The sequence below is a fragment of the Thermocrispum municipale DSM 44069 genome (assembly GCF_000427825.1).
In the GTDB taxonomy this organism is placed as follows: Bacteria; Actinomycetota; Actinomycetes; order Mycobacteriales; family Pseudonocardiaceae; genus Thermocrispum; species Thermocrispum municipale.
In genome coordinates this window covers 1-22,244 of sequence record NZ_KE386593.1, presented here as the reverse complement: position 1 = coordinate 22,244, position 22,244 = coordinate 1, and the positions used below count along the sequence as shown (strand labels likewise).

The window sequence follows — 22,244 nt, the reverse complement described above, 5'->3', positions numbered from 1 at the left end:
CTGTCAACAGTTTGAGATTACCGGGGGTGGGACGACCCGGACCGCGCCGGGCTCCCACCACCCTCAGACCGAGGCCAGCACCTCGTCGAACAACTCCGCGTACCGCTCCTGGGCCGCCCGCCTGCGCGTCGGCACGTGTTCGCTCGGCCGTCCGTCGGCAGGCGCTTCGTAGTTGCGCAGCTCCAACTTGGCCACGGTGTCGCGGTGCACCTCGTCCGGGCCGTCGTAGAGCCGAGCCGCCCTGGCTGCGCGGTACATGAACTCCAACGGCAGATCGGAGCTGTAGCCCAGCGAACCGTGCGTCTGGATGGCGCGGTCGATGACGTCGTGCAGGATCTTCGCGCCGTAGTACTTGATCATCGCGATGTCCTTGCGGGCCGCCTTGGTGCCCTGCGTGTCGATCACCCATGCGGCATGCAGCGTCATCAGCCGCAGCGCCTGGATCTCCGCGGCGGAGTCGGCGATCCAGTTCCGCACGGTCTGCTTCTCGCCGAGCACGCTGCCGTGCGCGTACCGATAGGTGGCGCGCTCGCACATCATGTCGAACGCCCGCTTGGCCTGCCCGATCCAGCGCATGCAGTGATGAATCCGCCCGGGCCCGAGGCGCTTCTGTGCGATCACGAAGCCGTCGCCCGGCTGCCCGAGCAGCGCGTCGTCACCGACCCGAACGTCACGCAGCACCACCTCGCAGTGCGAACCGAAGTAGTTCTCCCGCGGCCTGGGGTTTTCCATCGACGCGATGTCGCGCACAACGTCCAGCCCTGGTGCGTCGATGGGCACGATGAACTGCGAGGCTCGGCGGTGCCGCTCCGCGTCCGGGTCGGTGACCGCCACGACGATCACGAAGTCGGCGGTCGCGGCATTGGAGATGAACCACTTGTGGCCGTTGAGCACCCAGCCGTCGCCGTCGCGCACCGCGGTGGTCGACAGGTTCGTCGGGTCGGCGCCGGCGTTGTCCGGCTCGGTCAGCGCGAACGCGGAGTACATCTCGCCGGCCAGCAGCGGGTCCAGCCACCGCCGCTTCTGTTCGTCGGTCCCGGCCGCCGCGAGGATCTCCGCGTTCCCGGAGTCCGGCGCCTGACACCCGAACACCAGCGGCCCGTACGGCGTCGATCCGAGGATCTCGTGCATGAGCCCGAGCTTGACCTGGCCGTAGCCCTGACCGCCGAGTTCCGGTCCGAGGTGCGCCGCCCACAGTTGCTGGTCCTTGACCTGCTGCTGCAGCGGCGCGATCGCGGTGCGCAGCTGCGGCCAGGTGAGATCCAACGTTTCCAGCGGACGGACCTCGTCACGCACGAACGCCGTCATCCAATCCAGCTTCCGCTGGAACTCGGGGTCGGTGGAGAAGTCCCACGCCATCGATGTGCTCCCTTCCGGGGTCGGGGTCAGGCGGCGAAGCGGCGGGCTCGTTCGAACAGTCGCAAGGCGTAGCGGTGCAGGCGTTCGCCGACCTGGACGGGTGCTTGGCCGGACCGGGAGCGGGCGTAGGTGCCCTCGAGGATGATGCCGAGCTTGAACCCGGCGAGCGCGGTGTACCAGTCGATGGCCCGCAGGTCCCGGTCGCTGTGCGCGGCGTACCTGGCCAGGATCTCGGTCCTGCTCGGCAGCCCGCCCGCGCCGGCGAGCTTGCTCTCCAGCAGGTCGGGTTCGCCGTCGTCGCCCCACATCACCAACATCCAGCCGAGGTCGAGCAGCGGGTCGCCGACGGTGGCCATCTCCCAGTCGACGATGGCGGTCACCCGCGGCTCGACGCGGTCGAACAGCACGTTGCCGATGTGGTAGTCGCCGTGCAGGATGCCCGTCGCGCCCTGCTCGGGACGGTTGTCCTCGAGCCAGGAGGCGATCCGGTCCACCTCCGGCAGCAGCACGGTGGGGTAGCCGGGCAGCAGCGTGAACGACTCGAGTTCGCTGCGCCACCGGTCCACCTGGCGCGCCAGGAAGCCGTCCGGGCGCCCGAAGTCGGTCAGTCCGATCGAGGCCGGGTCGAGGCGGGCCAGTTCGCCGAGCGCGTCGACCATGCTCAGGCCCATGCGGTGGCGCATACCGGGGTCCGCGGCGTGCGCGGGGGTGAGGGACTCCGCGGCGTTGTAGCCATCTACAGCCCGCATGAGGTAGAACACCGCGCCGATGACGTCGGTGTCCTCGCAGCCGGCGACGAACATCGGGTGGGGCACCGACGTGCCGGCCAACGCGCGCAGCAACGTCATTTCGCGCTGCATGATCCGGTTCGACTGGGGCCGAAGATGCTGTGGGCCGCGCCGCAGGATGTAGCGGACACCGGAACGCTCGAAACCGATCATGACGTTCTGTGTCCCGCCGCCGATCGGGGACACCGCGGTCAGCTCGCCTGCCCCAAGGCCCTGGGCGTCCATCCAGTCCCGAACGGCGGTGAGGTCGACCCCGATGAGGTCGCTGTGCGTGGTGTCGGTCGGCATGCCTCGAACGTATCCGCCGCAATCTTGCCCCGGCACTGTCGTTTCCCCAGCTTGTCGTGGGTTTCTACAATGCGGGTCGAGCCGGGCGACGGTGGCGGTCACGGGTTGGCGAACGACAGGATCTGGAACGCCAGCCGGGCGGACAGCAGCGCCTCGAGGCCGCTCGGGTCGAGCCCGGTGAGATCCTTGATCTTGCCGAGCCGGTAACGCACGGTGTTCTCGTGCACGTCGAGCGCGGCCGCCGCACCCTTCACGCGCCCGTCCGCGTCGACGAAGGCGCGCCAGGTCTCCAGCAGTGTGCCGTCGTCGGCCGTACGCACCGGGTGGACGTACTCGTGGGCGAACCGCACGGCCTCCTTGACCCGGCCTGAGCCGACCACGACGCGCAGTAGCCCCAGCTTGGTGACGTCCAAGACGTCCTCGGCCCAGTCGAACGACCGGGCGATCTCGGCGACCTCGCGCATCTCGCGGGAGGCGTGGGGGAAGTCGGTGACTTCGCGGCACACCCCGGAGATGACCGTGGTGCCGGTGGCCAGGTCCGGTTGCAGCGACTCCCGGACCTGCCGCACCCGGTTGCGGACCGCGGCCAGCTCCTCCGGTGAGCCGTCGTCGGCGAGCGGGACCAGCACGATGATGTGGCCGGGCAGCTTCACCGCCGCGGGCTCGTCGATACCGAAAACCTCCTGGAACCGACGGGTGACCAGGCGCTGCGCGGCGGTCGCGCTGAGCCGCGGGTTCGCCGACAGCGTGAACCGCACCAACACGTGCGGGTTGGTCAGGTCGATGCCGAACTGCGGGCCGCGCCGGATCAGGTGCTCCTTGTCCCGGGTGTTGCGCAGCAGGTCGGACAGGTAGTCGTCGCGAGCCTGGCCCTGGGTCTCGATCTGCCTGCGCTCGGACAGGATCTGCAGCGACAGCACGGTGGCGCCGTGCTCGGCGATGTTGGCGTCGATCGGCTCCAGCGACCTGCCGACCTCGACGATGCCCAGAAAGCCGTTCGGCCGTCCCTCGATGACCAGCCGACACATCAGATGCCGACGGCCGAGTCCGACGGACAACGTCGGCGGCACCACCGCGGACGGACGTTCCGGGCTGAGACCCGCCAGCTCGGCTTTCACCGCGGGCATGGTGCGGATCCGCTCGGAGATCACCGGCGGCCGGTCGAGACCGAGGGCGGCGGGCGCGGACCAGGCCAGCACCCGGAAGTCTTCGTCGTAGAGCACAACGGGTTTGGCGGACAGGTCGGACAGCAGCGCGACGACGGTGTGGATGTCGGCGCCTTCCAGGACCGCGTTGGTCAGCTTGCGGTGCACGTCGGCCAGATACGCCAGCGTGTTGCGGCTGCGGGCGATCTCCGACGCCTGCGCACGCAGCCGCACGTTCAACATCGCCTGGCTGATGAACAGCGCGCTGAGCTGCGCGAACATCTCCGCGATCTCGATGTCTTCCTGCGTGTAGACGTGGTCGCGGTCCCGGTCGTCGACGAACAGCAGACCGGTGACCTCGCCGTCGAACACCAGCGGGACGCCCAGCATGGCCCGCACCTGCCAGTGCTCCATCGTGCGGCGATGCGGGCGTGGGTCGTTGGCCACGTCCTCGATCAGCACCGGGCGGGCCGTCTCGATGATCTCGCGGCTGAACGCGTCACCCTCGATCCCGGACTCCTGCCGCTTGACCGCCTCGGTGATGTCGCCCTGCTCGGCGCAGTGGCCCGCGGCGCCGCGATACCGCCCGTCGGGGTGCTTGAGATAGAGCGACGAACGGCAGACCCCGATCACTTCGCACAGCTTCATGCACACCGAGCGAAGCAGTTCTTCCAGATCGGTGTCCTTGATCGCCTCACCGGTGATCTGCGCGAACGCGGTGATCACGTCGCGTTCGCGGTGACGCGGCCGGGGGATGGCCGGCGTGGCGATTCGCTCGGTGGTCGTGCTCAGCAGCGTCATGGGGTCCTCGTCTCCTTTGTCGTGGGCCTCCCGTCTGCCTCGCTCACCAACATCCACGAACTAGTGACAATTCACAAGAGCGGAATGTCAGGTTGCGATCACGTCCGGTAGGGGTGTGTCCAGCGCATGCCCCATCCGGTCACGCTTGGTCCGCAGGTAGCGCACGTTGTGCGCGGTGACGGCCGTCGGCAGCGACACCCGTCCGACGATTTCGATCGAGTAGCCCTCCAGGCCGCCGAGTTTGCTCGGGTTGTTGGTGATCAGCCGCATGCGCCGCACGCCGAGGTCGGCCAGGATCCGTGCGCCGACCCCGTAGCTGCGCGAGTCGTCCGGCAGGCCGAGGGCGCGGTTGGCGTCCACCGTGTCCAAGCCCTGTTCCTGCAGCGAATAGGCGCGGATCTTGTGCGCCAGGCCGATCCCGCGGCCTTCGTGTCCGCGCAGGTAGACCAGCACGCCGCAGCCCTCGCGGGCGATCTCGGCGAGTGCCCGCTCGAGCTGTGCCCCGCAGTCGCAGCGCAGCGAGCCGAGGATGTCGCCGGTGAGGCATTCGCTGTGCACCCGCACCAGCACGCCCTGCCGGCTGTGGCCCGCTTCGGCGACATCGCCCATGACCAGCGCCAAGTGTTCGGAGCCGTCCACCACGGAGCGGAACGCGACCGCGCGGAACTGGCCGAACTCCGTCGGCATCTCCGCTTCGGCGACGTACTCGACGAACGGCTCGGTCGCCGCCCGGTACCGCACCAGGTCGGCGATCCGCACGATCGGCAGCCCGTGCTCCTCGGCGAACGCGTCCAGGTCGTCGCCGCGTCGCATCGAGCCGTCGTCGGCGACGATCTCGCTGATCACGCCCACCTCACCAGCTCCGGCCAGGCGCAGCAGATCGACGGCGGCCTCGGTGTGGCCGGCCCGGGCGAGCACCCCGCCTTCCCTGGCGCGCAGCGGGAAGATGTGGCCCGGCCGGCACAGATCCTCCGGCGCGGTGGATTCGTCGGCGAGTGCTCGCACGGTCGCTGCGCGGTCCTCGGCGCTGACCCCGGTACCGGTGGAGACGTGGTCGACGCTGACGGTGAACGCGGTGCGGTGCGCCTCGGTGTTGCGGTCGACCATCAGCGGAAGATCGAGCGCGTCGGCGCGATGCGCCAGCATGGGTGCGCAGACGATGCCGGTGGTGTGGCGGACGATGAACGCCATTTGCTCGGTGGTCATCGTCGCGGCGGCGCCCACCAGGTCGCCTTCGTTCTCGCGGTCCTCGTCGTCGACCACGACGACCAGGCCGCCCGCCGCGAGCGTGGAGACGGCGAGTTCGACCTGCTGAGCCGGGGTGCGGGGCATGGCCACTACTCCTGTTCTGCGCTGTGGGTACCGAACGTGCGCCGGTGATAGGTGAGCGGCGGGGAGTCGGCGCGGTCGGCCTCCACGACATGGCCGAGGACCACGACGTGGTCGCCGCCGTCCACCAGATCCGCGACGGTGCACGCCACCCAGCCGGGAGCGCCGGTGATGCGCGGTGCGCCCGAGGACAGGGACCAGTCGACCCCGTCGAACTTGTCCAGGCCCTTGCGGGCGAACCTCAGCGCGAGGTCGTGCTGACCGTGGCCGAGGATGTTGACCCCGAACCGGCCCCGCACACGCACCACGCTGAGCAGGTCCGACCCGCGGTCGAGCGCGACGAGCACCATCGGTGGATGCAACGACAGCGACGCGAACGCGCTGACCGTGGTGCCGTGCGGCCGGTCACCGTCGAGCGCGGTGACCACCGTGACGGGCGTGCACACGCCCGCCATCACGTCGCGGAAGAGATCGGTGAAGTCGTGGGTGGCGGTCAAACCTCGAGTCATGGGGGAATTCATCTCGCCGTCCGCCGGGTGAGGTGTGGCGGCGCCCGGACCCCCGGGCGCCGCCACGACGGTGATCATGCGCTGACCGGGACCTTCGCCGTCATCTTCTTCAGTTCCGGCACGACCTTCTCGCCGAACAGCTGCGCCGACTTGAAGGCCTGGTCGATCGGCAGGCCACCGAACGCGAACGCGGCATTGGCCGAGAAGTCGCCGGCCAGTTCGCGGCGGGCCGCGTACTTCTCCACGATCTGCTCCGGCGTGCCGTAGATGTTGGCCTCCACGTATCCGGTGGCGGCCGCCTCCATCCCGGCTTCCTTGATCATGTCCGCGCCGACCTGGTACGTCTCGTAGCCCTTGGTCGAGCGCCAGTGGTCACCGGCGAAGTCGTAGTGCTTGATCACCGACAGGAAGTACCGGGACAGGTGCTCGTGCGCCAGCCGCCGCGCCTCGTCGGCGTCCTCGTGGCAGATGACGAAGTCCTGCACCAGCGGGGTCGGCGGCTCCACGCCCTGCTTCTCACGGTACAGCTCACGCCACTGGTTGATGGCCTCGGCGTGCTTCTCGAACGGGAACTGGACGAACGTCATCATGCGCAGGCCGAGCTCGGCGATGATCGGAATCGTGTCCGGCGACATGGCCGCACCGAACAGCCGCTCGCGGGTCCACTCGTAGGACGGATCGGGCGCCGGGCGGATCTGGGCCCTGGACTGCTTGTAGTACTTGCCGTCCGGGTTCTCCACCACGCCGGTGCGCAGGCCTTCCAGGGTGAGTTTGGTGGCTTCGACGAACCGCTCGCGCGCCTCGTCCATCGGGATGCCGAACGCCTCGTACTCCATCTTGGCCAGGCCCCGGCCCATGCCGTACATCACGCGGCCGCCGGACAGCATGTCCAGCATCGCCACCTTCTCCACGACGCGTTTCGGGTCGTTCCACGGCAGGATCACCGCGGCCGTGCCGAGCTTGATCTTCGAGGTCTTGGCCGCGATGTAGGTCAGGATCTGCAGGTTGTCCGGGAGCATCGAGTAGTCGTCGAAGTGGTGCTCGGCGGACCAGACGGTGTCGAAGCCCCACTTCTCCGCGTTCACTCCCATTTCGACCTCGCGGAGGAAGACCTCCTGGTCGCTGACGTTTTCGTGATAATTCTGGGCGACCAACAGCATGCCGATGTCCATGGACGTGTCTCCTTCAATGTGTGCGAATGGGTTGTTGCTGGAATGGGAGCGAAGAACCGGAAGAACTACGCGGCGAGGAAGACGGCCCGAGTGTGTTCGGTGTCCAGGTATTCCTTGACCGACTGAATTTTCCCGTCGCGCACCTCGAATACGAAGTGATACAGGTTGTTGTAGACCCGGCCGTTGGTCATCTCGGAATACGACTCGGTCTCCACCGCGACGCGGTCGCCCTCCGCGGTCCATGCGATCGGGGTCAGCCGGATCGCGCCCGTCTTGGTGTTGGCGGACAGACCGGAGAGCATCTCCCGGAACTCGTCCTTGCTCTTGGTGCCGGAGATGCCTTCGATGGTGCCGGCCACCCACCAGGTCGCGGTGGGGGCGAGATAGTCCATGATCGCCGCCACGTCACCGGTGGAGAACACCTGCATGAATTCCGCAACGAGTTTCTTGTTGTCCGCTTCGCGGCTTCCGGCACTCGCGGTGTCGTTCATACGAACTCCTTCCGCAGGGGAAGTGGGCGAAAATGCGTCGAGAAAACGAAATTCAGGTTTTGTCGTCTCGAGGCTAACTTCCCGCTTGTGGTGCGGGTCACGTGACTTTTCGCGGCGTTGTAGGCCACCACAACCACGGGCAGGTCAACTACGGGAGGCGAACGAGCTGAGCAAGCCGCCGTCGGTGGCCACCACCGAGCCGGTCATGTACTCGGCGTCCGCGACACCCACGATGACCTGCGCAATTTCCGCCGGAAGGCCCGTGCGGCCCAGCGGGATCGCGGCGAGGATCCGCTCGCGCGCCCGCCCGGTCAGCGCCGAGGTCATGTCGGTCTCCACGAAACCCGGGATCACCAGGTTCACCCGAATGTGTCGCGGTGCCAGTTCCACCGCGAGCACCTGGGTCAGTCCGTGCAGGCCGGCTTTCGCCGCGCCGTAGGCCACGTCGCCGGGAAAACCGCGAAAGCCCACCACCGCACCCACGTTGATGAGGGCGGATCCGGCTTCGAGGCGGGGGACGACGTGCCGGGCCAGCTCGAATGCGCCGGTGAGGTTGGTGCCGATCACCTCGTCCCAGTGCTCTCGCGACAGGGTGTCGACCCGGCCACCCCGGTGGACCCCGGCGGCGTTGACCACCACGTCGAGCGATCCGAACCGCTCGAAAACGGTGCGCACACCGCGTGCCACCGCAGTCGAGTCGGTGAGGTCGGTGTGGATTTCCACAACTCGATCCGGGTGGGGCCACTGCTCGGTGGCGGGCTTGCGGGCGAAGACCGCGACCCGGTCGCCCCGGGCCGTCGCCTGCTCGACGACCGCACGCCCGATACCGCGCGACCCGCCGGTGACCAGCCAGTTCTTGGTCATCGATTCAAGAACTCCGTCAAGGCGCCGAGGTAGCGGTCCCGGTCCTCCAAAAACGGTGCGTGCCCGCCGGCGAACTCGACCAGTTCGGCGCGCGAGTTCAACTCGGTCACGGCCTCGGCCTGGGAATACGGCACGAACGTGTCGGCACGGCCGTGCAGCAACAGGATCGGCACCTCCAGGCCCGCGAGTTCCTTACGCAGGTCGACCTCGGCGAGGTCGCGCAACGACTGGTCACCACGCGGGCCCATCTCCATGAACATGTCCCACAGCCAGTCGAGGACCGCTTCGCCCGGGTTCTCCGCGCACACCGCTTCCGCGACACCGCGCAACGTCGCGGCGCGGTTGGCGGCGAGGGCGTCGAGGATCCCTTCGACGTCGGCGGTCGTCCCGCCGTGCGGCCAGTCGTCGGTCGCGGTGTAGCGAGGCGAGGCCCCACCGGTCAGCACCAGGCCCGACGCGCGGTCACCCAGCTTGGCCACCGCGGCCGTGGCCACCGCGCCGCCGAGCGACCAGCCGTTGATCACCGGGCGGTCCAGGCTGAGGTGGTCCACCAGGCGCACGACGTCCTCGCCGAGCGCGGCGATCGACACCTCCTCGAAGTCCTTGTCCGAGCGCCCACAGCAGCGCTGGTCGAGCGTGACCACCTCGTTGCCGTTGGCCAGCAGCGCGGGCAGCGTGGTGTCCCACGCGCGGGCGTTGGCGCCCCAGCCGTGCACGAGCACGATCGGCCTGCCGCTGCCGCGATGGTGCTCGTAGTAGATGCTGCGGTCGTTCTCGACGGGCAGGTATCCCATGGTGTCCTCCTGAACTAGTAGGGATCGAGCAAAAGGGGAGGTCTCGGCGGCGGACAGCTCGCGCAGGGCGCGCGGCACGACCGGTTCGCGGTCGCGGAAGCGGGGCATGACGTGCTCGGCGAACAGCTCCATCGAGCGCAGCACCTTGTGGTGGTCGAGCCCGCCGAAGCGCATCCAGCAGATGAGGTGTTGCAGCCCGGTCTCGTCGTGCAGCGACTCGAGCTGCCGGATCAGGCCGTCGGGGTCGCCGACGTAGACGACGCCGCCGTCGCGCAAGCCGTCAACGGTGACGCCGCCCGCCTTGTCGGTGGCGGAGACCAGTTCGGCGTACCGCTCGTAGCTCGGCGGCACGTCCTCGCCTTGCGGAACGATGGACAGAACCGAGTCGAAGTACCAGGTCAGCGCCTCGCGCGCGTTGTCGACCGCGGCCTGTTCGGTCTCCGCGAGGTGGATCTGCCAGTTCATCGGGAAATCCAGCTCGAGGATGTCCCGGCCGAGATCCCGTAATCGCCGTTTGGCGTCGACGACGAACGCGTTCAGCTCCGGCATCGTCATCAGCGTCGGCGTGACGAGCATGTTGCAGCCCTGTGCGACGGCCAGGTCGAACGACTCCGGGCTGATCGAGGCGAGGTAGATCGGCGGGGTCGGGCGCTGCACCGGGGTGGGCCGGCAGTCCACGTCGGTGATGTCGAAGTGCTTGCCGTGGTACGAGAACGGCTGACCGGTGGGTTTGCTCCACAGGCCGCGGATGATGTCGAGGGCCTCGACGAACACCTCACGGCTTTCCGCCTGCCGTTCGCCCGCGCCCATGTTGCGGAACTCGTGCGGTTGGTAGCCGCGGCCGACGCCGAAGTCGAGCCGTCCGCCGGAGAGGACGTCGACCATCGCGTAGTCCTCGGCGATGCGGACCGGCCAGTCGAACGTCAGGTTGCTGACCGCGATCCCGATGCGCATGCGCTCGGTGCGTTGCGCGATGGCGGCGGCGGCCACCTGCGGGGAGGGCATCGAGCCGTAGTCGCTGCCGTGGTGCTCGGCCAGCCACACTTCGTCGAAGCCCAGCAGTTCGGCGTACTCGACCTGTTCGAGCATCTCGCGATAGGCACGCGGGAAGTCGTGGTCGGGACATTCCAGGACGTAGAAGATGCCGAACTTCACGCAAGGTCCTCCTCGTGACGGGCGTGGAGGTGCGGGTTATGCGGGTGAGGGCGCCGCATGGTGCGGGTCCGCGAAGAGTCCGGCGCCGACGCTGCTGCGCAGCCGCTTCTTGTCGAGCTTTCCGACGCTGGTCCTGGGCAGGGAGTCGACGACGATGACGCGTTCGGGCAGCCACCAGCGCGGCACCCGCTCGGCCAGGGCCGACCGCACCTGCTCGGGGTCCAGCTGGGCGCCTTCGGCGGCGACGACGAAGGCCAGTGGACGTTCCTGCCAGCGTTCGTGCGGGACCGCGATGACGGCTGCCTCGGCGACCTGGGGGATCGTCGTCAGTGCCTGCTCGAGCGCCAGCGAGCTGATCCACTCACCGCCGCTCTTGATCAGGTCTTTGGCCCGGTCGACGATGGTCAGGTAGCCCTCGGAGTCGATGGTCGCGATGTCGCCGGTACGCAACCAGCCGTCGGCGAACGCCTCCGGGTGCTCGTCGCGGAAGTAGCGGTCGGCGACCCACGGTCCGCGCATGAGCAGCTCGCCCCGGTCGACTCCGTTGTGCGGGACCTCGTTGCCGTCGTCGTCGACGAGCTTCCAGTGCAGGCCGGGTAGCAGGCGTCCCTGGCGACGGACGTACTCGTAGCGGCGCTGCGGGTCGTCGTCGGCGTCGCGTGGTGGGCGGGCGAATGTGCCCATCGGGGACAGCTCGGTCATGCCCCAGCCCTGGTAGGCCGGCACGCCCAGGTCTTCCTCGATGCTGCGGATCAGCTCCGGGGTCGGGGTCGAGCCGCCGAGCACCAGGGCCCGCAAACTGGTCAGGTCGATCCGGTTGGCCGTGGCGTGTTTGACCAGGTCGACGGCGACCGTCGGGACCATGCCGGTGTAGGTGACCTGTTCGGTCGAGAGCATGGTGGCGATGTCGGCCACCGACGGGTGCGGCCCGGGCAGGACCTGATTCGCGCCGGTCATCAACGCGGCGAACGGGATGCCCCACGCGTTGGCGTGGAACATCGGGACGACGTGGCAGACGGTGTCGCGCTCGCAGATCGCGTGGCCGTCGGCCAGGCATGCGGCGAAGGTGTGCAGGTAGAGCGCGCGGTGCGAGTAGCCGACGCCCTTGGGGGCGCCGGTGGTGCCGGAGGTGTAGCAGAGCGCGGCCAGGTCGTTCTCGTCCCGCGGTACGGGTTTTTCCAGCGGCGTGGCGGCCGCGATCAGTTCGTCGTGGTTCGGGCTGTCCCCGTCGGTGGTGATCACCGGCATCTCGGGGCGGCGGGAGCGGACGCTGTCCAGCAACGGCAGCAGCGACGAGTCGACGAACACCACGCGGTCATCGGCGTGGTCGACGATGTAGGCGATCTCGTCGGCTGCCAACCGCAGGTTGAGCGTGTGCAGCACGGCTCCCGCCAGCGGAGCTGCCAGGTACAGCTCGAGATGGCGGTGGTGGTTCCACGCCAGCGTCGCGACCCGATCGCCTGGCCGCACCCCGAGGTCGATCAGGGCTTGAGCGAGGCGCAGCACGCGGTCGGCGTACTCGGCGTAGGTGTAGCTGAAGATCTTCTCGCCGTCCTGGTACTGGGTGATCGTCTTCGCGGCGAACAGGTCGCGTGCCCGGTACAGGAAGTCGGTGATCAACAAGGGGGAGCCGGAGGCCGGCGCAGGGGTCATACGGACACCTCCTGTCGTCCGGCCGCGACGGCCGCGCGTACTTGCGGGATGACGCGGGAGGTGAGCAGTTCGATGCGGGCCGACCCGCTCTCCACCGATTCGCCGGGCAGCTGCGCCCAGAAGTGCACGTCCTTGATCTGCGGACGGTCGAGCAGCAGCGTGGTCAGCTCGCTGACCGCGGTGTCGACGTCCCACAGCAGGAACGCGCCGGCGTCCAGCAGGGCCTGCGGGTTCGGGAAGGTGGGGACCTGGTCCGGCGGGCCGAACGCGCCCATGCCGATGTAGCCGTTGATCTGGTAGAGCGCGTGCTGGCCGATGCGGGCCCACTCGCGTTCCGGGTCCTCGGCGATGATTGCCCACTGACCTGCGTAGATGCGGCCCTCGTCGACCGGTTTGCCGACCTTCTCCAGCGCGTCGATGTACATCTGGTGGTGGGCGTTCTGGGTACTGAGGAAGCCGTCGGCGATGCGGGCGACGCGCTCGATGGCGGGCTCGGCCATGGCGCCGACCAACAGTTGCGGGGTGGCCTCCGGCTGCGGGGTGACCGGCAGCGCGGGGAAGTCGTAGCGCTTGCCGTGGAACTCCGCGGTGTCCCGCGACCAGGCGCGGCGGATGATCTCGACGCCTTCTTCCAGCAAGCTGGGCCGGTTGCGCAGGTTCCGGCCGAAGGCTTGGAACTCCGGCTGCCAGTAGCCCTGGCCGACGCCGAGGTCGAACCGGCCGCCGCTGAGCAGGGACAGGGTGGCGGCGTCCTCGGCGAGGCGGATGGGGTTGTGCAGCGGGGAGACGATCAGGTTGGTGCCGATCTTGAGCGACTTCGTGCGGGCGGCGATCGCGCCACCGATGACGAACGGCGACGGCGTGTAGCCGTCGGCCATGAAGTGGTGCTCGGTGAGCCACACCGACTCGATGCCGCGGCTTTCCGCCCAGGCGATCTGGTCGAGGGTCTCGGCGTAGAAGCTGGTGAAGCTGCGCGGCCACCGCGCCGGATTCCGGAAGTCGTACCACAGGCCGAAGGTGCAGGTGTGCTCGGACACGGCGGGCTCCTCAGATCGTCACAGCGGGCACAGGGGTATGTCGTGGATCACAGAATGGGCCCGGGGTGGTGGCCGGTGAAGGCGCTGGAAGCCGAGCCGTTGTCGGTGGATCCAAAGGCTTTGCGGCGAACAGCACCCGGTGCGGTGATCCGGCGTGGGCAGTGCCGAGTGCGCAGGTGAGCGGGTCTGCCGTGGGTGATTCGGCGCAGATAGCGGGGTGGATCTGCACCTCGGCGGGGTTCGGTCAGCCGGAGTTGATCAGTCCTCCGGGCGGCGCAGCGGGACGTGTGACAGGGCGCACATTGCTCCAGAAGTGTTGGAGGTCCGCACAAGGCGGCCTTCGACGGTCATTCGTCCCAGGTGGAGCGCTTCGCGTGCGCGGAAACCGCTTCGCCGATCCGTTGGATCCGCTCGCCCAGCATTCTCATGGTGGCAGGCTCGAGGTCGGCTTCGGTGAGCTCGCGTATCAGCAACGTCAGCGTGCGCACGATGCCAGGGCAGGATTGCGCGATCGTGGTGAACAGCAGGGTGTCAGTTTCCACCGTCCGCTCGTGCCCGGTGTCGGCGGCGGACTGGCCAGGTGGTGGCGGCACCATCGGTCCGGAGTTCTACGTCATGGCTTCCGAGCCTGGTCACAGGGGTCCTAGGGCGGGAGGGAAGATCGGCAGGATCCCGCGGGAACGTCGTACGCTGAATTCGTGCCCGAACCGAACGAACGGCTGCGGTTCGCCCGCGAATCGATGCCCTCTCGACGCTCACCGGGCACTCATGCGAGCCGCGAGGAAGTGGCCGAATTGGTGGTGGCGTGGATCGCCCGTCATCACGGCAAGGACTCGGCCTTCGACGCCAATCACCTCGGCAAGTTGGAACGCGGGACCGTGCGGCGTCCGTCGTCGCTCGTTCGCGCCGCACTGTGCGCTGTGTACGACGCAACAGAAGCCGACCTCGGCTTTGCGCCTACCGAAGCCGCCGATCGTGTGTCGGCTGCGCTGCGCGGACGGACCGACGTGGTCGCGCTCGATGCTGTCGCGTCGGTGCTGGGGAGTTTGCGACGGTTGGAAGACGTCGCGGGTGCTGCCGAAGTCGTGCCCAGTGTTCGGCGGCAAGCCGCACTGGTGGACCGGCTGGCTCGCAACGCATCGGGCGATGCGCGCTCCTGTGCCGTCGGGCTGTTGTCCGAGATCGAGCAGTACCTCGGGTGGTTGGCGATCCCGCTCGGTCAGTGGGGTGAATCGCGGCGACATCTGGACCGGGCGACTGTTCTGGCGATCGAAGCGGACGACTCACATCGCCTGGTGACCGCGTTGTCGTTCGCGGCGGACCGAAGCTTGCGCCGTCACGACGTGCGTACGGCTGATGCGCTGAACGAGGCCGCTGCTCGCAACCCGCGCTCCCACCCTGCACTGCGCACGTACTTGGCCTATCAACGCGCCGACGTATTGGCGCGCGGCGGGGACCGGACCGAGGCCGCCCGCCAGCTCGGTCGAGCTGACCAGTTGGTTGATCGGCTTCCGGGTGAGGTGCCCGAGTCCGGCTACTGGTACACGCCGTCGTTCTTCACCGGCGAGCGAGCCTTCGTGCTGCACGCCCTCGACGATCGGCAAGGCGCCCGTCGCGCCGCCGCAGATGCGTTGGCCGCCATGCCTGCCACGTGGCGCGGGGAAGAATGGGAGCAGCGCCGCCGTGAGCTTGCCGAGCTCGCGGCATAGCCAAGTCGAAAGAACGCGCGAGCCCGTGACCGTTCCGCTGACCGGCACGGGTGAGCAGCGCATTCGTCGCTCAGGATGAGACGGCTGGCGGTCCGGGCGCACGTTCAGCAGAATCATGCGCGGATGCGTACCCGAACGAAAAGGAACCGAGCATGTGGGATCCGGGCAGCCGGGAGATGCCTTCACGATCAGCGTTACTCGTCCTGGGCCGGATTCCCGCGGGCCGGTCATGAGCGGTCCGCGCGTCGCACTGTTCGCCACCTGTCTGACTGACACGCTGTACCCGGACACGGCCAAAGACGTCGTTCGCCTGCTGGAACGGCTGGGCTGCGAGGTCGATTTCCCACTCGGGCAGACATGCTGCGGGCAAATGCACTTCAACACCGGCTACCGGGATCACGCCCGCAAGCTCGCTGAGTCTTATGCCGACGTCTTCGCCGAATACGACTATGTGGTGGCGCCGTCCGGCTCGTGCTCGGCGATGGTGCGGGACATCCACCCGGACCTGTGCGGCACCGGGCCGGCGGTCGAGCACACCTACGAGCTGAGCGAGTTCATTATCGACGTATTGGGTGTCGAGGACGTCGGCGCCTACTTCCCGCACCGCGTCACCTACCACCCGACGTGCCACTCACTGCGGATGCTCGGCGTGGGGGACCGGCCGCTGCGCCTGCTGCGTGCGGTGAGAGGGCTGGAGCTCGTCGAACTGCCGTTGGCCGAGCAGTGCTGCGGCTTCGGTGGCACGTTCGCGCTGAAGAATTCCGAGACGTCCACGGCGATGCTCGCCGACAAGATGCGCAACGTGCTGGACACCGGTGCGCAGGTGCTGTGTGCCGGCGACAACTCGTGCCTGATGCATATCGGCGGTGGTTTGTCGCGGTTGAAGACGGGCGTGCAGACCGTCCACCTGGCGTCGATCCTGGCGAGTACGGAGGAGGAGCCGTGGGCGGCCGCAACCCGGTGACCTGGCTGGGCAGTCCAGCCTTTCCGAAGGCCGCGCACGAGGCGTTGGCCAACACGCAACTACGTCGCAACCTGCGCAAAGCGACCACGACGATCCGGGCCAAGCGCGCCGAGGTCGTCTCCGAGATGGCGGACTGGGAGCGGCTGCGCCGCGCGGGCGAGGCGATCAAGGACGACGTGCTCGCCAATCTCGACACCTACCTGGTGCGGCTCGAGGAGGCCGTCACGGCGCGCGGCGGCGTCGTGCACTGGGCGCGGGACGCCGAAGAGGCCAATCAGATCGTGCTCGATCTGATCCGCGCCGAGGGCACCGACGAGGTGGTCAAGGTCAAGTCCATGGCCACGGCGGAGATCGGGCTGAACGAGGCGCTGCAGGCCAGCGGGGTGAACGCGATCGAGACCGACCTTGCCGAGTTGATCGTGCAGCTCGGCGAGGACCGGCCGTCGCACATTCTGGTGCCGGCGATCCACCGCAACCGGGCGGAGATCCGCGAGATCTTCAGCAGGCGGATGACGGAGAAGCCGGCGTCCGACGAGCCGAAGGATCTGGCGGAGGCGGCGCGCAAGTACCTGCGGCGCAAGTTCCTTTCCGCCAAGGTCGCGATCTCCGGGGCGAACTTCGCCGTCGCCGACACCGGGTCGATCGTGGTGGTCGAGTCGGAGGGCAACGGGCGCATGTGCCTGACGTTGCCGGAGACGCTGATCACCGTGATGGGCATCGAGAAGCTGGTGCCCACCTGGCAGGACCTCGAGGTGTTCCTGCAGCTCCTGCCGAGGTCGTCCACCGCGGAGCGGATGAATCCGTACACGTCGGTGTGGATGGGGGTGACACCGGGCGACGGGCCGCAGAAGTTCCACCTGGTCCTGTTGGACAACGGACGAACAGCAACGCTGGCGGACAAGGTGGGCCGGCAGGCGCTGCGGTGCATCCGGTGTTCGGCATGCCTGAACGTGTGCCCGGTGTACGAGCGGACCGGTGGGCATTCCTATGGGTCGGTCTACCCGGGACCGATCGGGGCGATCCTGGCGCCGCAGCTCGTCGGCGACATGCACGACAAGCAGGCCGCTTCGCTGCCGTACGCGTCGTCGCTGTGCGGAGCGTGCTTCGAGGTGTGCCCGGTGCGGATCAACATTCCCGAGGTACTGACGCACCTGCGGGCGGAGGCCGTGGAGGCGAAGGGCAAACGCACACCGGAGGCGCTGGCGATGGCTGCGGCCGCGTGGGTGTTCGCCGATCCGAAGCGGTACGAGGCGACGCAGAAGGCCGGGTCGCTGTCGCGGTTCCTGGCCCGTGACGGGTGGATCAAGAGGATTCCGGGGCCGGGAGCGAAGTGGACGGATTCGCGGAACGCGCCTGCGGTGCCCAAGGAGTCGTTCCGCACGTGGTGGAGGCGCAATCGTGTCGAGCGCTCGTGAAGAGATCCTGAGCAGGATCCGTGCGGTGGACCGTCCGGCGGGTGCGCCGGTGGTGCGGGACTACGAGCGGGAGCGCTCGGCGTCCGACGTGCTCGCGCTGCTGGACGAACGGGTCGCCGACTACAAGGCGATCGTGCACCGGGTGTCCGAGGCCGAGGTGCCGGATCGGATCGCCGAGTGCTTGGCCCGGCGTTCGGCGAAGACCGTCGTCGTGCCTGCTGATGCACCTGATTCGTGGCGAGTGTCCGGGGTCGAGTGGAAGTCCGACGATCCGCCGCTGGCCTTGTCCGAGCTGGACAGTGTGGACGGTGTGGTGACCGGTTGCGCGGTGGCGATCGCGGAGACGGGCACGATCGTGCTGGACTCGGGTGCCGCGCAGGGGCGGCGGATCATCACTCTGGTGCCGGACTACCACCTGTGTGTGGTTCGGGCCGATCAGGTGGTGGTCAGCGTGCCGGAGGCGTTGGCGCGGCTGGAGGCCACCCGGCCGTTGACGTTCATCAGCGGGCCGTCGGCCACCAGCGACATCGAGCTCGACCGGGTCGAGGGCGTCCACGGTCCCCGCACGCTGGAAGTCCTGATCGTCGGCTAGTTGAGCGTGGCGTCGAGAATCGCCGCAGCTGCTTCCCGCGCGCGCGTGGCGGGTGCGGACGAGCCGGCCATCGCGCAGCGGGTGATGGCGCCTTCGCTCAGCAGGATGAGCTGGTCGGCCAGCTGCTCCGGGGCGTCGGCTCCGGCTTCGCGGGCGAGTTCGACGAGTTCGGCGCGGAAGCCGTCCTTGTGATGGGTAGCCATCTCCGCGATGTGCGGTGACGCGGCGCGGAGCTCGTTGAACGTCCTGATGAACGCACAGCCGCGGTAGTCCGGCTGGCTCGACCAGTCGCGCAGGAAGTCGAACACGGCGAGGATGCGTTCGCGCGGATCGGTCCGGGCGTCGACGTGCTCGTCGAGCATGGACTGCCACAACGCGTCGCGGTGCCGCAGGTAGGCCTCGATCAGGTGCTCCTTGGACGGAAACAGCTGGTAGAGGCGCTTGAGCGACACACCCGCGGCATCGCGGATGGCGTCCATGCCGACGGCTTGCACGCCGCGCTCGTAGAACAGTCGATCGGCCGCGCTCAGGATCTGCTGCTGCGCGGTCTCGTCGTCGAGCCTGGTCCTGCTCGTCTTGCCGCCGGTCTTGGTTGCTGTCTTGGCTTCACTCGCCGTTGCTGACTTGGCCACTTCGCCTTCCCTTCGTCCCTCAGCTTGCCTTCCCGGCCCCGTGCGTCTGTATGCCCCTCCGCCTCGCGCCGACAATTCGCTCCGTCTGGGCGTTGCTGAACTGCTCCGCCTTCGCGATCCCTCGGCCCGTCGCGTCTGCGTCCCTGCGCCTCCGCGATCACCGTCATTCATCCCGGGATCGCCGTCTTTCGTCTCCCGCGACCGCCACGTGACGCACGCCATGTTGCGGGGAGAACCATCGTTCTCCTAGAGTAGCAGACGTCGGAGAACGAACGTTCTCCAAAGACTTCCACAAGGGTTGCGAGTCCCCGAAGACCTCGAGGGCTCCGAGTTCGAAAGGGTTGTTCGACATGAGTGTTGTTCTGGAACCGGCCGCTCAGGAGTTCGCCAACGCGACCGCCAACCCGCCGTTCCTGTTCGAGTTGCCTCCGGAGGAAGGTCGCAAGGCGGTCGACGAGGCGCAGACGACCGACTACCCGAAGCTGCCGGTCGACGAGGAGTGGATCACCCTCGAGGACGGGACTCGGGCGCGGATCGTCAAGCCGCAGGGCGCCACCGGCGTTCTGCCCGCGATCCTCTACATCCACGGCGCCGGCTGGGTGTTCGGCAACGCGCACACCCACGACCGGCTGGTCCGTGAGCTGGCGGTCGGCGCGGAGGCCGCGGTGGTGTTCCCCGAGTACGACCTGTCGCCGGAGGCGCGCTACCCCCGTGCGATCGAGCAGAACTACGCGGTCGCGAAGTGGATCGTGACCAAGGGCAAGGAGAAGGGGCTCGACGCGGAGAAGCTGGCGATCGCCGGTGACTCGGTCGGCGGGAACATGTCGGCCGCGCTGACGCTGCTGGCCAAGGAGCGCGGCGATGTGAAGTTCGTGCAGCAAGTGCTGTTCTACCCGGTCACCGACGCTGCCTTCGACACCGGTTCGTACCACGAGTTCGCGACCGGCTACTTCCTGCAGCGCGACGGCATGAAGTGGTTCTGGGACCAGTACACCACCGACGAGAAGCAGCGGAACGAGATCACCGCCTCGCCGCTGCGGGCAACGACGGAGCAGCTGAAGGACCTTCCGCCGGCGTTGGTGATCACGGCCGAGGCCGACGTGCTGCGTGACGAGGGTGAGGCGTACGCCGCCAAGCTGCGCGAGGCCGGGGTGCCCACCACCGCGGTCCGATTCGCCGGAATCATCCACGACTTCGTGATGCTGGACGCGCTGCGCGACACCCACGCCGCCAACGCCGCCATCGACCTGGCCATCCGCACGCTCAAGAGCGCGCTGCACTGACCGAACAGCGACCGAGGCCGCCGGAATTACGGCCCGGGCAGACCCCGAAGGATCTGTCCCCGCCGTTGCTCCGGCGGCCTTTGTTGTTCTCGAGCCAGGTCATTGCCGCTGCGGCGCGAACCGCGGCCGTGTGGCGTACCCGCCCGCGTGCAGCAGACGCACGACGCGGTAGCGGTGCGGCCGCCACGGTTCGAGTGCGGCAACCATGGCGTCGTCGTCGAAGTCGGCGTTGAACATGGCGTGGCCGACCACACGGGCGAGGTGCACGTCTCCGACGGACAGGGCGTCCGTGTCCCCGAACGCCCGCTGGGCGATCTCCGCCGCTGTCCACACCCCGATCCCGTCGATCGTGCACAGCAGGCGCTTGGCGTCCTCGGTGGGCAGCCCGCTGAGTCGTTCGAGCCGACCGGCTCGGCGTACGCAGGCGATGATGGTGCGAGTTCGTCGTGGGTCGACCCCGAGGCGATGCCATTCCCAGGCGGGTATCGCCGCCCAGGTGGACGGCGCCGGGAAGACCTTCATGCCCTCAGGCGCGGGCCCAGGCGCGGGGGTGCCGTAGCGGCGAACCAGTCGGCGCCAGGCCGTCGTGGCTTGCCGCCCGAGCACTCGCTGCTCGAGGATCGCGGGGATCAGGGCTTCGAGGACGCGATTGGTGCGGCCGATGCGCAGCCCGCGGTTGCGCCGGAGCAGGCCCTCCAGCATCGGATGATCCGGCCGGAACTCGCTCGGGTCGTCGGCCGCGCCGCACAACTCGGGCGCGTTCTCGACGGCCCGCCGCGCACCGGGACCCCATGCCCGGCAGGTCAGCGTGTGGACATCGTCCTGCGTCAGCAGCATGCTCACCGGGCCGTCATCGGTCAGCGATGTCCGCCAGACACCCGGCAGCCCGGAGTGGGCGGCCGACTCCACGATCCGATGTGTCGGGTCGGCCCGGCCACGCTGCAAAGGAGCCACGGTCTGCGCTATGGCCGTCGGCCAGGACGACTCCCACGTCGTGCTGGCGTCCGGTTTCGGCAGATGCGTGTGGCCCACGCGGCGATTGTCCCGCAGCGGCCGTTGATCAGGTGAATGCCACCGGGAGCGCGGGCGTAGGTAGGAACGCCGGAAGGGGATCGGCTGATGCGTTGATCTTGATCCGGTACGACGGTGCGCCGCGTGCTACGAAATGACCAATGCGCCGGGTTGATGCGCCGTTCAGGGCAAGAAAAATGGCCCCTGAGCAGGGGCCTGATGCGCGCCCGGAGGGATTCGAACCCCCAACCTTCTGAAGACGGTTCCTTGCCCGTAGAGCACTGGTCAGCCCCCTGACCTGGATGGACTCGGCCGGGGGAGCTGTCATTGTCTGTTGGTGTTTGCCGCTCTCCGCCGGGCGCATGTTGGACGAATGTTGGACGCGCCGTCAGGATCCTGAGTGGTCCGGCGGACGATGCCATTGACGACGACATTGCCATCCTCGTAATGATCATGGCGCCGTTGTCGAACAGCACGTGGCAGTTGGGGGGACAGGCACAGCACGTTCGCTGCCATGTCGGGGGATCTGGGCTGGTCATCCCGTCGCCTGAGGGCGTCTAGATCGCACCTGCCTGGGGCCGCAACCTGCGTGCATGACCGGCGCGTACGTGATCAAGCTTGCGGCCCCAGGCCGGTGTGATAGCCCTCAGGGCAGGCGGCGGGATGACCAGTTGGTGACTACCCGCACACACCGCGCGGCCGTCGGTTGCGCGTTCGGGTCGTTCGGGTCATCCCGGAGCCTGCCCGCCCGGCGAGGGCATTTCTTGGATCTGTTGATGGCTCCTGCGTGATTGCGCCCGGGTCGCCGAGACGCTGGCGGCGGGCGCGGGGACCGGCGGCAGCCGCATGCCCCGCTTGCCCGCCGCGCCTCGGTGGCGGCCCGGTGCGCGGCCCCGCAGGGGCCGCCTTGAACAAGTAGAGAAAGTTTGAACACGCAGACCGGGGCTGCGAGCGGGGGTCGGGGGTGTGATGGCTGTGGCCCCGTGTGGCGGTGTGGGAGGCGCTGAGGGGTAGCCTGTGCTGTACAGAACTAAACGATGACCGTGGGAAGANTTTCAGTAGCTCCGGAGGGAGGTGAGCCGGGATGGCCGATGAGNCGCGCAAGGGGCGCTACGGATATCGGGAGATCGCGGACGAGCTGCGGGCGCGCATTGATGGTGGTGAGCTTCCTCCGGGCAGCAAGGTTCCTGGTGAGAACGAGTTGATGGCTCAGTACGGGGTGGAGCAGCCGACCGCTCGTCGCGCACTGGACG

At 68.3% G+C, this 22,244-nt stretch carries 20 protein-coding genes; 6 read left to right on the top strand and 14 right to left on the bottom strand.

Annotated features, from left to right (window positions below; genetic code table 11):
• Nucleotides 1-63 precede the first annotated feature (63 nt).
• The 12 genes from YWM_RS0115480 to YWM_RS0115425 all read right to left on the bottom strand — a co-directional run bounded on the left by YWM_RS0115480 (nt 64) and on the right by YWM_RS0115425 (nt 13,927).
• A complete protein-coding gene (locus YWM_RS0115480) occupies nt 64-1,359 on the bottom strand; it encodes an acyl-CoA dehydrogenase family protein (protein WP_028851465.1) in 1,296 nt (431 codons plus the stop codon).
• Nucleotides 1,360-1,385: 26 nt separating this feature from the next.
• On the bottom strand, nt 1,386-2,435 hold the full coding sequence (locus YWM_RS0115475; RefSeq protein ID WP_043661373.1) for a phosphotransferase family protein: 1,050 nt from the start codon (nt 2,433-2,435) through the stop codon (nt 1,386-1,388).
• Between the two features lie 98 nt (nt 2,436-2,533).
• Nucleotides 2,534-4,381, bottom strand: a complete 1,848-nt coding sequence (locus YWM_RS23975) for a GAF domain-containing protein (protein ID WP_052344949.1) — start codon at nt 4,379-4,381, stop codon at nt 2,534-2,536.
• 87 nt (nt 4,382-4,468) lie between these two features.
• Nucleotides 4,469-5,713, bottom strand: coding sequence for a bifunctional 3,4-dihydroxy-2-butanone-4-phosphate synthase/GTP cyclohydrolase II (locus YWM_RS0115465; RefSeq protein ID WP_028851463.1), 1,245 nt, complete (start codon nt 5,711-5,713; stop codon nt 4,469-4,471).
• A gap of 5 nt (nt 5,714-5,718) precedes the next feature.
• Nucleotides 5,719-6,219 (bottom strand): flavin reductase family protein, encoded by a 501-nt coding sequence (locus YWM_RS0115460; protein ID WP_043661634.1) that lies wholly within the window; start codon nt 6,217-6,219, stop codon nt 5,719-5,721.
• Between the two features lie 74 nt (nt 6,220-6,293).
• The gene (locus YWM_RS0115455; protein ID WP_028851461.1) at nt 6,294-7,391 is read right to left on the bottom strand and encodes an LLM class flavin-dependent oxidoreductase; all 1,098 of its coding nucleotides are present in this window, start codon (nt 7,389-7,391) and stop codon (nt 6,294-6,296) included.
• 65 nt (nt 7,392-7,456) lie between these two features.
• On the bottom strand, nt 7,457-7,882 hold the full coding sequence (locus YWM_RS0115450; protein ID WP_028851460.1) for a nuclear transport factor 2 family protein: 426 nt from the start codon (nt 7,880-7,882) through the stop codon (nt 7,457-7,459).
• 144 nt (nt 7,883-8,026) lie between these two features.
• The gene (locus YWM_RS0115445) at nt 8,027-8,746 is read right to left on the bottom strand and encodes an SDR family NAD(P)-dependent oxidoreductase (protein WP_028851459.1); all 720 of its coding nucleotides are present in this window, start codon (nt 8,744-8,746) and stop codon (nt 8,027-8,029) included.
• A complete protein-coding gene (locus tag YWM_RS25835; RefSeq protein WP_028851458.1) occupies nt 8,743-10,695 on the bottom strand; it encodes an LLM class flavin-dependent oxidoreductase in 1,953 nt (650 codons plus the stop codon). Before YWM_RS25835 ends, YWM_RS0115445 begins: the two co-directional genes overlap by 4 nt.
• Before the next feature lie 36 nt (nt 10,696-10,731).
• On the bottom strand, nt 10,732-12,348 hold the full coding sequence (locus YWM_RS0115435) for a long-chain fatty acid--CoA ligase (RefSeq protein ID WP_028848466.1): 1,617 nt from the start codon (nt 12,346-12,348) through the stop codon (nt 10,732-10,734).
• Nucleotides 12,345-13,385 carry an LLM class flavin-dependent oxidoreductase gene (locus tag YWM_RS0115430; protein WP_028848467.1) on the bottom strand — a complete coding sequence of 347 codons (1,041 nt, stop codon included), beginning with the start codon at nt 13,383-13,385 and terminating at the stop codon, nt 12,345-12,347. The genes YWM_RS0115435 and YWM_RS0115430 overlap by 4 nt, the downstream gene beginning before the upstream one ends.
• Nucleotides 13,386-13,732: 347 nt before the next feature.
• Nucleotides 13,733-13,927 (bottom strand): hypothetical protein, encoded by a 195-nt coding sequence (locus YWM_RS0115425; protein ID WP_156914799.1) that lies wholly within the window; start codon nt 13,925-13,927, stop codon nt 13,733-13,735.
• Nucleotides 13,928-14,083: 156 nt separating this feature from the next.
• Between YWM_RS0115425 and YWM_RS23960 the strand changes: the two genes are divergently transcribed.
• The 4 genes from YWM_RS23960 (at nt 14,084) to YWM_RS0115405 (ending at nt 18,065) form a co-directional block, all read left to right on the top strand.
• On the top strand, nt 14,084-15,094 hold the full coding sequence (locus tag YWM_RS23960) for an NsdA family TPR-like regulatory protein (protein ID WP_245566065.1): 1,011 nt from the start codon (nt 14,084-14,086) through the stop codon (nt 15,092-15,094).
• Between the two features lie 229 nt (nt 15,095-15,323).
• On the top strand, nt 15,324-16,058 hold the full coding sequence (locus YWM_RS0115415; protein WP_028848469.1) for a (Fe-S)-binding protein: 735 nt from the start codon (nt 15,324-15,326) through the stop codon (nt 16,056-16,058).
• On the top strand, nt 16,037-17,473 hold the full coding sequence (locus YWM_RS0115410) for a LutB/LldF family L-lactate oxidation iron-sulfur protein (protein ID WP_028851457.1): 1,437 nt from the start codon (nt 16,037-16,039) through the stop codon (nt 17,471-17,473). The genes YWM_RS0115415 and YWM_RS0115410 overlap by 22 nt, the downstream gene beginning before the upstream one ends.
• Entirely contained in the window at nt 17,457-18,065 is a 609-nt protein-coding gene (locus YWM_RS0115405) for a LutC/YkgG family protein (protein ID WP_028851456.1), read from the top strand. The genes YWM_RS0115410 and YWM_RS0115405 overlap by 17 nt, the downstream gene beginning before the upstream one ends.
• On the opposite strand, the gene YWM_RS0115400 is transcribed toward YWM_RS0115405, so the two are convergent.
• A complete protein-coding gene (locus tag YWM_RS0115400; protein WP_245566064.1) occupies nt 18,062-18,697 on the bottom strand; it encodes a TetR/AcrR family transcriptional regulator in 636 nt (211 codons plus the stop codon). The two genes, YWM_RS0115405 and YWM_RS0115400, sit on opposite strands and share 4 nt — an antisense overlap.
• Nucleotides 18,698-19,047: 350 nt before the next feature.
• Between YWM_RS0115400 and YWM_RS0115395 the strand changes: the two genes are divergently transcribed.
• Complete coding sequence (locus YWM_RS0115395; protein WP_038045462.1) at nt 19,048-19,980, top strand: alpha/beta hydrolase; 933 nt, start codon at nt 19,048-19,050, stop codon at nt 19,978-19,980.
• Nucleotides 19,981-20,079: 99 nt separating this feature from the next.
• Here the strand turns inward: YWM_RS0115395 and YWM_RS0115390 are convergent, their stop codons facing one another.
• The gene (locus YWM_RS0115390; RefSeq protein ID WP_245566063.1) at nt 20,080-21,012 is read right to left on the bottom strand and encodes a DNA-3-methyladenine glycosylase family protein; all 933 of its coding nucleotides are present in this window, start codon (nt 21,010-21,012) and stop codon (nt 20,080-20,082) included.
• Between the two features lie 1,063 nt (nt 21,013-22,075).
• Here YWM_RS0115390 and YWM_RS25830 point away from each other — a divergent pair.
• Nucleotides 22,076-22,244 (top strand): GntR family transcriptional regulator (locus tag YWM_RS25830; RefSeq protein ID WP_156914798.1); only part of this gene is annotated, 169 nt, incomplete at its 3' end.